The 12,839-nt window shown below is 70.9% G+C and carries 15 protein-coding genes; 8 read left to right on the forward strand and 7 right to left on the reverse strand.

Features of this window, described 5'->3' with window-relative positions:
* Positions 1 to 17: 17 nt before the first annotated feature.
* Positions 18 to 806 (forward strand): metallophosphoesterase, encoded by a 789-nt coding sequence (locus VFL28_08445; GenBank protein ID HET7264685.1) that lies wholly within the window; start codon positions 18 to 20, stop codon positions 804 to 806.
* 3 nt (positions 807 to 809) lie between these two features.
* Here the strand turns inward: VFL28_08445 and VFL28_08450 are convergent, their stop codons facing one another.
* Positions 810 to 1,223, reverse strand: a complete 414-nt coding sequence (locus VFL28_08450; GenBank protein ID HET7264686.1) for an OsmC family protein — start codon at positions 1,221 to 1,223, stop codon at positions 810 to 812.
* A 118-nt stretch (positions 1,224 to 1,341) separates the two neighbouring features.
* On the opposite strand from VFL28_08450, the gene VFL28_08455 reads away from it, so the two are divergent.
* The 3 genes from VFL28_08455 (at position 1,342) to VFL28_08465 (ending at position 2,896) form a co-directional block, all read left to right on the forward strand.
* Complete coding sequence (locus tag VFL28_08455) at positions 1,342 to 1,824, forward strand: adenosine-specific kinase (GenBank protein ID HET7264687.1); 483 nt, start codon at positions 1,342 to 1,344, stop codon at positions 1,822 to 1,824.
* A gap of 20 nt (positions 1,825 to 1,844) precedes the next feature.
* Positions 1,845 to 2,516, forward strand: a complete 672-nt coding sequence (gene rpiA, locus VFL28_08460; GenBank protein ID HET7264688.1) for a ribose-5-phosphate isomerase RpiA — start codon at positions 1,845 to 1,847, stop codon at positions 2,514 to 2,516.
* A 71-nt stretch (positions 2,517 to 2,587) separates the two neighbouring features.
* Positions 2,588 to 2,896 (forward strand): isoamylase early set domain-containing protein, encoded by a 309-nt coding sequence (locus tag VFL28_08465; GenBank protein ID HET7264689.1) that lies wholly within the window; start codon positions 2,588 to 2,590, stop codon positions 2,894 to 2,896.
* Between the two features lie 100 nt (positions 2,897 to 2,996).
* On the opposite strand, the gene VFL28_08470 is transcribed toward VFL28_08465, so the two are convergent.
* The gene (locus VFL28_08470) at positions 2,997 to 3,179 is read right to left on the reverse strand and encodes a hypothetical protein (GenBank protein HET7264690.1); all 183 of its coding nucleotides are present in this window, start codon (positions 3,177 to 3,179) and stop codon (positions 2,997 to 2,999) included.
* 137 nt (positions 3,180 to 3,316) lie between these two features.
* Between VFL28_08470 and VFL28_08475 the strand changes: the two genes are divergently transcribed.
* From VFL28_08475 to VFL28_08490, 4 genes are read left to right on the forward strand one after another with little or no spacing between them, the layout of a single operon-like run.
* A complete protein-coding gene (locus VFL28_08475) occupies positions 3,317 to 3,637 on the forward strand; it encodes a metal-sensitive transcriptional regulator (protein HET7264691.1) in 321 nt (106 codons plus the stop codon).
* A 10-nt stretch (positions 3,638 to 3,647) separates the two neighbouring features.
* Entirely contained in the window at positions 3,648 to 5,933 is a 2,286-nt protein-coding gene (locus VFL28_08480; protein ID HET7264692.1) for a heavy metal translocating P-type ATPase, read from the forward strand.
* Positions 5,930 to 6,151, forward strand: coding sequence for a heavy-metal-associated domain-containing protein (locus VFL28_08485; GenBank protein ID HET7264693.1), 222 nt, complete (start codon positions 5,930 to 5,932; stop codon positions 6,149 to 6,151). The genes VFL28_08480 and VFL28_08485 overlap by 4 nt, the downstream gene beginning before the upstream one ends.
* A gap of 55 nt (positions 6,152 to 6,206) precedes the next feature.
* The gene (locus tag VFL28_08490) at positions 6,207 to 8,018 is read left to right on the forward strand and encodes a glycoside hydrolase family 15 protein (protein HET7264694.1); all 1,812 of its coding nucleotides are present in this window, start codon (positions 6,207 to 6,209) and stop codon (positions 8,016 to 8,018) included.
* Between the two features lie 21 nt (positions 8,019 to 8,039).
* Here the strand turns inward: VFL28_08490 and VFL28_08495 are convergent, their stop codons facing one another.
* From VFL28_08495 to VFL28_08515, 5 genes are all read right to left on the reverse strand, one after another.
* Positions 8,040 to 9,392 (reverse strand): dihydroorotase family protein, encoded by a 1,353-nt coding sequence (locus VFL28_08495; protein ID HET7264695.1) that lies wholly within the window; start codon positions 9,390 to 9,392, stop codon positions 8,040 to 8,042.
* 20 nt (positions 9,393 to 9,412) lie between these two features.
* Positions 9,413 to 10,336 (reverse strand): dihydrodipicolinate synthase family protein, encoded by a 924-nt coding sequence (locus VFL28_08500; GenBank protein HET7264696.1) that lies wholly within the window; start codon positions 10,334 to 10,336, stop codon positions 9,413 to 9,415.
* A 137-nt stretch (positions 10,337 to 10,473) separates the two neighbouring features.
* Positions 10,474 to 11,460 (reverse strand): ABC transporter permease, encoded by a 987-nt coding sequence (locus tag VFL28_08505; protein HET7264697.1) that lies wholly within the window; start codon positions 11,458 to 11,460, stop codon positions 10,474 to 10,476.
* Positions 11,461 to 11,462: 2 nt separating this feature from the next.
* A complete protein-coding gene (locus VFL28_08510) occupies positions 11,463 to 12,428 on the reverse strand; it encodes an ABC transporter permease (protein HET7264698.1) in 966 nt (321 codons plus the stop codon).
* 86 nt (positions 12,429 to 12,514) lie between these two features.
* Positions 12,515 to 12,839, reverse strand: a 325-nt coding sequence (locus VFL28_08515; protein HET7264699.1) for a sugar ABC transporter ATP-binding protein, incomplete at its 5' end; no start/stop codon positions are given.

Genomic DNA, 12,839 nt, shown 5'->3' on the forward strand with positions numbered 1-12,839 from the left:
GCACGAACGGCATCCGAATCGGCGTCATCGCCGATATCCACTGCGGCCCGGACCGGGACGTCCTGCCGGGCAGCCGCGTGCCCACGCTGCTCGACGGCTTCATCGCCGCGATGCGCGCGGCGCGGCCCGCCTGCATCGTCGACCTCGGCGACCGCGTCAACAGCGTGGCGGCCGGGCAGGACGCGGTGCGGGAGCGGTACGTGCGGCGGCGCCTGGAAGAGGCGGGCGTTCCGGTCTACCATGTTCTCGGCAACACAGATTTAGAACGGCTGCCGAAGCACGAGGCCCTGGCCGCGGTCAAGAAAGGCTGGGCGGCAGAGACCGTGGACCTCGATGAGGCGCGGCTTGTGCTGTTGGATACTCTCGATCCTTCGGTCGAGCGCGTCGGAGGTTCGATCGGCGCCGCCCAGCTCGAGTGGGTACGAGCCTCGTTGACGGCGCGCCACGTGCCAAGTCTGATCTTCGGGCACCATCCGCTGGACGAGCCCGCGCTGGAGGGCCACCACTATTTTGCCGGCCACCCGTCGATCGCCGCCGCGGAGAACCGCGCCGAGGTGCGCGCGGCGCTGGAGAGCGCTCCGGAGGTCGCCGCGGTGTTCTCGGGCCACCTCCACTGGACGCGCGCGTCGGAGATCGGCGGGATTCCCTACGTGACGGTCGGCTCGCTCGTCGACACGGCATACACCGGCGGCGAGCCCGCCGCAGCCTACGCGTTCGTGACGGTCGGAGTGGAGGCGGTCGAGGTGCACGTCGCCGGCCGGGCCCCGGCGGGGTTCCGGTTCCCGCGGGGCCGGCTCCTCGGCTAGGGGCTAAGGTTCGATCCGCCAGGTGTACGTCAGGTCAGAGCTCGCCCGAAGCATCGCGGACACGGAACAGTACGTCGTCTGGCTTAGCTCGACCGCGCGGCCCGCTTGTTCGGGCTTGAGGGCGCCGCCTCGGAAAACGTACTCGAGCCGGATATGTGTGAAGATCCGCGGATGCTCGTCGCGGCGGTCGCCCGAGACGCGGATTTCCAACCCCTCGAAGGGCGCGCGCATCTTGCCGAGGACCGAGACGACGTCCATGCCGGTGCAGCCGGCGAGCGCGAGTAGCAGCGTCTCCATCGCCGACGGCCCCTGTCCGGTGCCGCCGTGCTCCGGCCGGGCGTCGAGCGTCAGCTTCCCGCCGGATTCCGCGACTCCCCCGAACCGCATGCCGCCTTCCCACCGCAGCGTGGCATTCATCTCCAAGCCTCCCTTCGAACTCGTTGGACACTTCGACGCCGACCAAGGAATGCCACTCCCAACGGGTGAAGCAGACGACGCGCCGGAGCGCGGGCGAGGCGGGTTCGCGGAGGCACTCATGGAAACGCACGTGATTCGGGTGGAGAACCCGGACGGGCTCAATGTGATCCTCGGTCAATCGCATTTCATCAAGACGGCGGATGACCTGCATGAAGCCCTAGCCGGCGCCGTTCCCGGCATCCGCTTCGGGCTCGCCTTCTGCGAAGCCAGCGGGCCGCGCCTCATCCGCGCGAGCGGAACCGCGCAGCCGCTCGTCGACTTGGCGACGCGCGCGGCACGCGCGCTCGGCTGCGGACACGCGTTCGTTATTTTCCTAGACGGCACGTTCCCGATCAATGTGCTCGGTGTCATCCGGCAGGTCCCCGAGGTCTGCCGGATCTTCTGCGCCACGGCGAACTCGCTCGAGGTCGTGGTGGCCGAGACGGAGCAGGGGCGCGGCGTCCTCGGCGTAATCGACGGCCAGCCCCCGCTCGGCGTCGAAGGGCCGGTCGACGTGCACGCGCGGCGCGAACTTCTGCGGAAGTTCGGCTACAAGCTGTGAGCCGGGACGCCCGGGAATCGGTGGGACGGTTCAAGCGCGACGCCGCTCTTGCCGCGGTCGCCGCTGAAGTTCGCGACGGGATGCTCGTGGGTCTCGGGTCGGGGTCTACCGCGGCGTACGCGATACAGGAGATCGGCCGGCGGATTCGCGAGGACCGGTGGCGGCTTCTGGGGGTGCCGACGTCCGAACGGACGGCCGCACTGGCGCGTGAGGCCGGGGTTCCGCTCGTCCCGCTCGATGCCGCGCCCGACGTCGCAATCGACGGGGCGGATCAAGTCGACCCGTCGCTCGCCATCGTCAAGGGCGGCGGCGGCGCCCACGCGAGGGAGAAGGTCGTCGCCTCGGCCTCAAAGCGGGTCGCCATCATCGCCGACTACACCAAAGCGGTCGAGCGTTTGACGGCTCCCGTCCCGCTGGAGGTCCTGCCGTTTGCCGTCGCCTGGATACCGCGCGCCCTGGCCGGCCTCGTTCCCCGTGGGGAGGCGCACGTGCGCATGCGCGACGGGCGGCCCTTCACCACAGACAACGGCAACCCGATCATAGAACTTGTGTGCGGGGTCATCGACGACCCGTCGGGGCTTGCCGCCGCGCTCGATGCCATGCCCGGCGTGGTCGAGCACGGACTGTTCGTCGGCATCGCGAACGTGGTGTATCTTGCGGGACCTGAGGGAATAAAAATAGCCCAAATTTAGCCGTTGTCATGTTTGACTTTAAGACGGCCCAGGGAAGATATTGAGGTAAGGAATCTCTCGGACGGTGACCCATGGCTACGCTGATTCCCGTGACGTTTCGTTTTCCCGCACGCCTGACCCCTGCCGCACGAACTGTTTCGGTCATCGGCTCCTTTAACGGTTGGAACCCGGCCGTCCACAAGATGCGGAAGGCCGCCGGCGGCGAGTGGGCCGTCACGGTCTACCTGACGCCGGGACGCACGGTGTACTGCTTCTCGGTGGATGGCGTGATGTGGCTCGACCCGGCGGACGAGGGCCGGGTGCCCAACGGGTGGGGGTCGGAGTATTCGGTCCGCCACATCGCGTCGGACCCGGCGTTCGCCGCGCTGCAGCCGGCGTAACCGCGTACCGCGGAAGAAAAGTTCGAGCCGGCGTTCCGTCAGGACGCCGGCTCTGATTTTTGTGCTCGTCCGCGGGGACCGGCGCTCGGCCGGCGTCGGCTCAGAACGCGAGCCAGTGCAACAGGGGGATCGCGAGCAGCCCGTAACCGAAGGCGAGGAACGATCCCGCGATCAGATGCTGCACCTCGTCCGTGACGCGCAGTACGTGAAGCGTGAGGGCGGTGAGCGGCAGCCCCCACGCGAGCATGATTGCCCCGGCCAGCCCTACATGCGCAGGCGACATCCGGCTTTTCCCCCCGAAGACCACCAGAGCTGCCTCCATCCTAGCATAAGCGGCACGCGCCCCGGCGTTGACAGGCCGGCGCGGACGCCCTATCCTAGAGCATGTCCCCCCCTACTGGGGGAGGGAGGTGCCGAGCGATGCCACGGACGGTCACCGGGCTGGATCCCCGCGCGAAAGCGCTGATCCTCGCGCGGCTGCGCAGCATCGAGGGACACTGGCGCGCCGTCGTCCGCATGGTCGACGAGGACCGGTACTGCGTGGACGTGATCAAGCAGATTCGCGCCGTACAGGGCGCCGCCGATAAGGCCACCGCGCTGCTGCTGGAACGCCACCTCAATCACTGCGTGACGTCGGCGATCCGTTCGGACAACCCCCGCCAGCGGGAGCGGGCGATCGCGGAGCTGCTCGAGGTCTTCGAGCATCGCGCGCGGCCGATCGGCGACCGCACCGCGTCGTAGCCTCGCCCCGATGACGTCCGGATCCGCCCCGAACACCGCCACGGTCGACCTCCCGATCGAAGGGATGACGTGTGCCTCCTGTGTCCGCCGAGTCGAGAAATCGCTCCGCCGCGTCGACGGCGTCCGCGACGCGGCGGTCAACTTGGCCGCCGCGAAGGCGCGCGTTGTGTTCGATCCATCCGTGGCCACGGTGACGCAGCTCGGCGACGCGGTCTCGCGCGCCGGATACGCCGTGCCCGCCCCGCTCCACCCGGGCGGCGCGTCCGAGCCCGGCGCGTCCGCGGCGGCCGGCGAGGCGGGACAGCGCGAAGCGGACGGTCTGCGGGCGCGGTGGACCACGAGCCTCGTGATCGGCGCCGCGATGATGGTCCTGATGTATCTGCCGCTGCGCCTCGACATGGCGCTCTGGTCGCCCGTGCTCCTGATCGCGGCGTCGGTCGTGCAGTTCTGGGCGGGCGCGCCGATCTACGCCGCCGCGTGGGCCGCGGCGCGGCACGGCACCGCCACCATGGACACGCTGATCGTGGTCGGGACCGGCGCCGCGTACGGGTACAGCGCCTTCGTCACGCTTTGGCCGTCGCTCGCCGGGCGCTGGGGCTTCCCGCGGCAGCTGTACTATGACTCCGCGGTCGTGATCATCGCCCTCATCCTGCTCGGCCGCTGGCTGGAGCGCCGCGCGATGACGCGCATGGGCGCGGCGATCACGGCGCTCGCAGGCCTGCGCGCGAAGACGGCGCGGGTCGTCCGCGGCGGCGCCGAACGGGACGTGCCGGTGGACGCGGTGGTGCCCGGCGATGAGATCCGCGTCCGGCCGGGCGAAAAGGTGCCGGTCGACGGGGTGGTGACTGGGGGCCGCTCCGCCGTCGACGAGAGCATGCTCACGGGCGAGAGCGTCCCGGTGGACAAGGCGCCGGGGGACGCGGTAATCGGCGCGACGATCAACACGACAGGGTCGTTCGTCTTCCGCGCGACCAAGGTCGGCCGGGACACCGCGCTGGCGCAGATCGTCCGTCTCGTCGAGGAGGCCCAGGCGTCGTCTGCCCCGATCCAGCGGCTGGCCGACACTATCGCCGGCGTCTTTGTGCCCGCAGTCCTCGTCCTCGCCGCGCTGACCTTCGCGGCGTGGATGTTCGTGGGACCGGAGCCGCGTCTCACCTTCGCGCTTACCGCCACGATCGCCGTCCTGATCATCGCCTGTCCGTGCGCCCTCGGGCTTGCCACGCCCGCGGCGATCGTCGCCGGCACCGGCCGGGCGGCCGAGCTCGGCATCTTGATTCGGGGCGGCGAGGCGCTGGAGCGGGCGCAGCGGGTCACGACCGTGGTGCTCGACAAGACCGGTACGCTCACGGCCGGCAGGCCCGAGGTAGTCCGGGTGCTGCCGGCGGCCGGGGTGGAGGAGAGAGACCTCCTCCGGCTCGCGGCCGCGGCCGAGCGCGGCTCGGAGCATCCGTTCGGCGAGGCAATCGTTTCCTACGCGCGGGCGCAGCACCTCGAGATCCCAGATTCGGAGCGATTCGAGGCCGTCGCGGGCAGCGGGGTCACGGCGGTCGTCAAGGGCCGCCGCGTGGCGCTCGGTACGCGCGCCTTCATGGACGAATTGGGAACGGCGCTTGACGGCCTCGAGGACCGCGCGACCGGCGTGGCCGGAACCGGCGCCACGCCGATGTTCGTCTCGCTGGACGGCCGCGCCGCCGGTGTGATCGGCGTCGCCGACGGGCTGAAGCCGGACGCGCGCGATGCGGTCGACCGGCTCAAGGGCCTCGGGCTCGACGTCTGGATGCTCACCGGCGACCACTCTCTGCCGGCGCAGGCCATCGCCGCCGCGGCCGGCATCGATCCCGCGCGCGTCATGGCGCAGGTCGCACCGCGCCAGAAGGCGGAGAAGGTGAAGGCACTCCAGGCGGAGGGGCGTGTGGTGGCGATGGTGGGCGACGGCATCAACGACGCGCCGGCGCTGGCCCAGGCTGATCTCGGCATCGCGATCGGGACGGGGACCGACGTCGCCATGGCCGCGTCCGACGTCACGCTGGTGGGCGGGGGGGTGCGCAACATCGCCGTGGCGATCACGCTGTCGCGCCGCACGGTGGCCGTGATCCGGCAGGGGCTGTTCTGGGCATTCGCGTACAACGTCGTGTTGATTCCGGTCGCGATGGGCGCCCTCTATCCACTGCTGCACGTGCTCTTGAGTCCGATGCTGGCCGCGGCGGCGATGGCGATGAGCAGCGTGAGCGTCGTTTCCAACGCGCTCCGGCTGCGGGGCTTCCGCGCGGGCGTCGTCGGAGGTGGGTTACGATGACGAACGTCGTCCTGCGCGTGCCCGACATCTCATGCGAGCACTGCGAGCGGACGGTCAAGCAGGCCCTGGGTAAGCTGCGCGGCGTGGGCACGGTCGACGTCGACATCGCGGCCAAGGAAGTGCGTGTGGCGTACGACGAGACGTCCGTCGGCCTCGACGGTCTCAAAGCGGCGTTGGCAGACGAGGACTATCCCGTCGCGTCCGCGTCGCCCGCGTAGCGCGCGCCGAGAGGGCCGGTAAGTCGGCGAACCACGTCTGGGGAACAATCAACGCGTGGGCTACCTGCCAATCGAGCGGTACGGCGTGATCGGCGACCTTCGCACGGCCGCGCTCGTCGGCGCCACCGGCTCGATCGACCTCTTCTGCTTCCCGCACTTCGACTCGCCGTCCGTCTTTCAGGCGCTGCTCGACGACGAGCGGGGCGGCCGGTTCGCGTTAACGCCGCTCGTCGAGAGGCCCCGCCGCAAGCAGCTCTACGTGTTCGATTCCAACGTGCTTCTGAGCCGTTTCCTCGCCGACGATGGGATGGCGGAGATCTCCGATTTCATGCCGCTCGAGCCGCCCACCGGCACGCCGCAGATCGTGCGGCGGGCCAAGACCGTTCGCGGCGAAATCCGCTATCGGCTCCTCTGCGCGCCGCGCTTCGACCACGCCCGGGCCGGACACCGCGCCGTGCGGACCGAGGACGGCGTCGTGTTCACCCCGGAGCGGGAGGGGCTTCCGGCGCTGCGGCTGCGCGCCGAGTGTCCGGTGGAAGTTCGCAACGGCGACGCGGTCGCGGAGTTCACGCTGTCCGCCGGCCAGAGCGCGGCGTTCATTTTCGAGGAGGCGCGCCGCGGGCACGAGCCGGCCGCCGACTTCGCACCGTACGTGGTGCAGTCGTTCAAGGACACGCTCAACTACTGGCGGCGATGGATGGCGCGGTCGACGTACCGCGGCCGGTGGCGGGAGATGGTGAACCGGTCCGCCTTGGCGCTGAAGCTCCTTACGTCGCGCGAGTTCGGCTCGATCGTCGCGGCGCCGACGTTCTCGCTGCCGGAGGTGGTGGGCGGCGAGCGCAACTGGGACTACCGGTATACGTGGATCCGCGACGCGTCGTTCACAATCTACGCGCTGCTCCGCCTCGGCTACACCGATGAGGCGGCCGCCTTCATGCGCTGGATCGCGCGGCGCGCCGAGGAGGCGGATCCGAACAGGCCGCTGCAGCCGATGTACGGGATCGACGGCCGGCGCGATCTGGCCGAGGCGGCGCTGCCGCATCTGGCCGGTTACAAGGGCTCGCGTCCGGTGCGGATCGGCAACGAGGCATACCGGCAGCTGCAGCTCGACATCTACGGCGAGCTGGCCGACGGCCTCTACGTCTTCGACCGGCACGGCGAGCAGATCTCTTCTGTGCTGTGGGAGGCGTTCACCCGCCTCATCGATTGGGTGTGCGCCAACTGGCGGCGGCCGGACGAGGGGATCTGGGAGGTGCGCGCCGGCGCCCAGGAGTTCTGCCAGTCACGCGTGATGTGCTGGGTCGCGCTCGACCGGGCGCTCCGGATCGCCCGCAACCGTTCGTACCCGGCGCCGATCGGGCGCTGGCACGACATCCGGGACGAGATCTACCGCAGCATCATACACGACTTCTGGGACCCGAAGCGGGAGGCGTTCGTGCAGCACAAGGGCTCGACGGCCCTCGGCGCCGCGAATCTGCTGATGCCGCTCGTTCGGCTCGTGAGCCCGCACGATCCGCGGTGGCTGTCGACGCTGCGGGCGATCCGGCACGACCTGGTCGATGATGCGCTGGTGTACCGGTACCGCATCGAGCAGGCGCCCGACGGGCTGCGCGGCCACGAAGGCACCTTCAACATGTGCTCGTTCTGGTACGTGGAGGCGCTGTCGCGCTCCGGCGATACCAGGCGGGCGCGCTTCTTGTTCGAAAAGCTCTTCGGCTATGCGAACGAGCTGGGACTCTACTCGGAGCAGCTCGGGCGGCGCGGCGAGCACCTCGGTAATTTCCCGCAGGCGCTCACGCACATCGCGCTGATCAGCGCGGCCTACGACCTGAACCGCCGGATCGAAGCGGGCAGCCGCGGGACATGAGGCATCCCCCGGGCGGCGGCGTCATGGACGGACGAACGCGCCGTCGCCCGGCCTGGCGGCGACGCGGCCCTCTTCGTAGGCCGGGCGGCCGCGGACGAACGTGTGCGTCACCCGCCCGCGGAGCGCCATCCCCTCGTACGGCGTCCAGCCGACGCCGCTGTGAAGTTCGGCGCCCCGCACGGTCCAGGCCGCCTCGGGATCCAGGATGGTGATGTCCGCGTCGGAGCCCGGCGCGAGAATCCCCTTGCGGGGAAAGAGGCCGGTGTTGCGGGCGGGCCGCTCGGCGAGGAAGCGCGCGAGATCGACGATCGAGATCCGCCCCGCCGCGACCCCGGCATGGTAGAGGAGCGGCAGAAGCGTCTCCACGCCGGGCGCACCGGATGCATTGGCGAAGATGTCCGTGCGGTCGCGTTTCTGCTCCGTCGCCCACGGCGCGTGGTCCGACGTCACCCAGTCGATGCGGTCCGCCGCGAGATACGCCCATAGGTCCTGGACGTCTTTGCGCGCGCGCAGCGGCGGATTGATCTTCGCAAACGGGCCGAGGCGCTCCATCGCCTGCTCGTCCAGCACGAGATACTGGATGCAGGTTTCCGCCGTCGCGTGCAGGCCGCCGGCGCGGTAGCGCTCGACCAGGTCGAACGACCGGGCCACGCTGGCGTGGACGATGTGGATGTGGACGCCCGCGTGAAATGCCAGTTCCAGCACCCGGTTCACCGCCTCCGTCTCCGAGACGGGCGGACGGGTACGGCAGTGCGCGAGCGGGCCGGTGTCGCCGGCGGCCCGGGCCGCGGCGATCGCCCGGTCGACGATGTCCTGGTTCTCGCAGTGCACCGCGACGTAACGCCCCGTCCCGGCGATGCGGCGAAAGGCCTCCAGCATCTCGCCGTCCGGGATGCGCGGAAAGCGGATCGGATGGGACTCGTAGGTCGACAGCTTGAAGGCGCAGGCGCCCGCCCGCGCCAGCGGTTCGATCGCGTCGAGGCCGCCTTCTTTGCGGATCGTGCCGTAGAGCGCGACGTCGCACACGGCCTCCGCGCCGACATCCTCGACCTTGCGCTCGAAGGTCTCGAGGTCCGGAACCGCGGCCGGCATATCGTAGGGCATGTCGACGATCGTCGTCACGCCGCCGGCGACCGCGGCCTCGGTGCAGCGGGTGATGCCCTCGGCGGGCTCGCTGCGGGTGTGGACATGCGTGTCGACCACGCCCGGCAGGACGTAGGAGCCGGTCGCGTCCACGGTCCGGGCGGCGGCCGGGAGGCCACCGCCCGCGGCGCCGATCGCCGCGATCCGGCCGCCGTCGGCGGCGACGTAGCCGTCCTGCAGCACGCGCTCGGAGAGGACGACGCGGCCGCGGACGACGAGGTCGCAGGGCACCGGACGGCCTCTCTGCGCGGTCAGCGGGCGCGGGCCCGTTCGCGCTCCTCGGCTGCGAGGTGTCCGCGCGCGACGAGGTGCGCGACGATCCGGTCGAGCTGGCGCAGCGTGATCGGATCCGCCACGGCACCGGGATGCCGGACGGCGGCGGTCCGGATCGCGCCGCGCCGGACCAGGATCTCCTTGCGCAGCGAGACGCCGATGCCCGGCTGAAATTCGAACCGCGCCAGGTTCACGAAGTCGTAGAACAGCGCCGCCGCCCCCGCCGTGTTGCCGGCGCGATGCAGCCGGTACAGCTTCACCAGCAGCTCGGGGTACGCGAGCCCGCTCATGATCCCGACCGCGCCCCGCTCGAGCTCCTCGAACGCGTAGACGCCGCCGAGCGCGCCGAAGATACCGAATGCCTCGCCGGCCAGTGCGCGAATGCGCTCCATCTTGGGGCCGGTCGGCGCGTCCTCGAGCTTCACGTACTCCACCCGTTCCAGTTCCTTGTAGAGCCGCGCCAGGAGGGCGGGGGGCATGAGCACGCCGGTCGCGGGCGGGTAGTCTTGCACGACCAGCGGCACCGCCGCGGCTTTCGCGACGCGTTCGTAGTAGCCGAACAGCGTCGCTTCGTTCTGAATGCGCGGTGGTGACACGAGAAGCGCGTCCGCGCCGTGGCTCTCCGCGCGCCGGCACGCCTGGATCGCGGCGTCCGTGCCGTTCGAGCCGGCGCCGACGACGAGCGCCTTGCCGGCGGGGAGGGCGCGCCGGAACGCCTCGGTGACCTGGTCGCGCTCCGCGTCCGTCAAACGGTCGACTTCGCCCATTACCCCCAGGATTGCGAGGCCGTCGACGCCGAGGCGCAGCATGAACTCGGTCATCGTCCGAATGCTCTCCGTGTCGATCCGGCCCTGCTCGTCGAACGGGGTGGGCGTAATCGGGTAGATCCCGGCCAGCGTCATCGAGGGTCCTCCTGGTCTCAGCGCGGTGCCGTCGCCGGCCGGCCAGCGGACGGCCACGACGCCACCGAAGCGCCGGGATGCTTTCGGCGCGCGCGCCGCCGCCGCCTTCGCATGTCGGCAGCCGGTTCCGACGGCGGCTAGTCTTGCTCGAACGGTGCGCCGAGCGCGGCCGGCGGCGACGCCTGCAGCGCCCGCAGCGTGCGCACGATCCTCAGGCGGGCCCCCGGCGGCAGCCGGTGGAGCGCGCGGTGAATCCGGTCGGCGTTGCCGAGCGCCACGAGCAGCAGCGCGAAGATCATGAGCGGAAACGGCAGCGTGGGGAAGACCTGGGTCGGCACACCCGGCATCAGGTCCTGTAGAACTGTTCCGACAGTCTGCAGCAGGACGAACAGGTACGCGCCGGCGACTCCGCGGAGCGGATCCCAGTTCCCGAAGATGACGATCGCGAGCACGATCCACCCCGTCCCCTCGATCCCGTCCGGGCGGCTCCAGCCGGGCTTGACGGCGAGCGAAAACGCCGCGCCCCCCAGACCCACGAGCGCCCCGCCCGCGATGGCGTAGAGATACCGCACGCGCGTGACGGCGACGCCGCGGGCCGCGGCCGCCGCCGGATGTTCCCCCACGCCGCGCAAGACGAGGCCGGGCGCCGTCTTGAAGAGATACCACCATACCGCGGCGGTGGCGGCGAGGCTCAGGTACACGAGCGGGTCCTGATTGAAGACGATCGGGCCCGCGACCGGCCACCTGTCGAGCAGCGGCACGGGAGCGGGGGAGATCTGCGGTCCCGGCACGTGCGCGACCGGCGTGCCGAGCAGATACGCCAGGTTTTGGCAGAACACGGTCAGGACGAACCCCGTCGCCACCTGATGCTGCCGCAGAGTCAGGCTCGCGAACGCAACCACAAGCCCGGCCGCGGCCCCGACCGCCATCGCCGCCAGGACGCCCGCGGGGACGCTTCCCGCCGTCCGCGCCGCCGCGAACCCCGTCATCGCGCTCAACAGCAGCAGGCCGTCGAGGGACAGGTTGATCACGCCCGATTTCTCGGCGAGCGTCTCGCCGAGCACCGCGAAGATCACCGGAGGCGCGGCAGCGACGACGGTTGCGGCCAGCGGTACGAGGTCCACCGTCAGAGCTCCCCGCGCCCGGGTATGAACCGGCTCTGCAGGCCGCGCAGCAGAAGCACCGACAGAACGAGCAGGCCTTGGATCACCCCGCCCATCGACGAGTCGAGCTGCATAGTCAGCGGGAGCTGCAGGCTGCCCATCGAGATCGCGGCGAACGCGGCGGAGATGAGCGCGCAGGCGACCGCGTTCCGGCCTGCCAGTAGGACGACGAGGATCGCGAGGTACCCGTCGCCGCCCGAGATCAGCGGAAACAATTGGTGGCGTGAGTACGCGCCGGTGACCAGGACGAACCCGCCGACGCCGGCGAGCGCCCCGCACAGCGCGAAGGCGCGCAGCATCTCGCGCGTCGTCGGGATGCCGCGAAGGCGCGCGGCGCGCAGACTGCGCCCCATCGCGGCGAGGTACAAACCGAAGTACGTGCCGCGGAGCGCCGCGGACACGCCGCCGATTGCGGCCAGCGCGAGCAGCACCTCGCCCGGGACCGCGACCGGCGGGATCCGGAACGCGGGCAGCCACAGCGCGGACCCGAACGGCACCGTGCCGCTGGTGGACGCGATGCCCGGCCGCGCCCACGGCCCGAGCACGACGTAGACCGTGAGGCTACCGGCGATGAAGTTCAGGCCGAGGCCGCCGAAGATTTCGCTCACGCCGCCGTAGGCTCGGAGCCAGCCTGCGAGCAGCGCCCACAGCGCCCCGCCCGCGGCGCCGGCCACCCCCGCCACGACGAGCGCGGCCCTGTCGGACGCGGCATGTTCGAGGGCGCGCAGGGCGCCGGTTGCGGACACGGCGCCGAAGATGATCTGTCCCTCGATCCCGATGTTCCAGAGGCCGGCGGCGAAGGTGACCAGAAGGCCGGCCGCGGCGAGCAGCACCGGAGCCCACGCGGCCAGCACGAACGTCACGTGCTCCGGCGACCCGAGCGCCCCCGCGACGATCAGGCCGTACGCCTCGGCGGGCGACGCGGTCACGATCCGCAGAAACGCTCCGCCCGCGAGCAGGGCGAGCGCGAGACCGGCCGCGGCGAAGCCGAGGCGCCGGCCAGCGCCGGGGCCGCTCAGAACCCTCGACCTCCGATCAAGCGTCCCAGCTGCTCGACCGTGGCGCCCCGCGAGTCGACCGGCGACGCCACGCGGCCGCCGGAAAAGACAACGATGCGGTCGCTGCGGTCCAGCAGCTCGTCGAGATCCGACGATGAGAAGACGATCGCGGTGCCGTGCGCGCGCCGCTCGAGCAGCCGGCGCCAGATCTCCTCCGCCGACTCGAGGTCGAGTCCTCGGGTCGGATGCTCCATTAACAACAAGGTGAGGTGGTCGGGCAGCAGGGCGAGCAGCGCCCGCTGCTGGTTGCCGCCGGAGAGCGCGCGCACGTCCGTGTCGGGC

It is taken from the genome of bacterium, assembly GCA_035691305.1.
Classification (GTDB): domain Bacteria; phylum Sysuimicrobiota; class Sysuimicrobiia; order Sysuimicrobiales; family Segetimicrobiaceae; genus DASSJF01.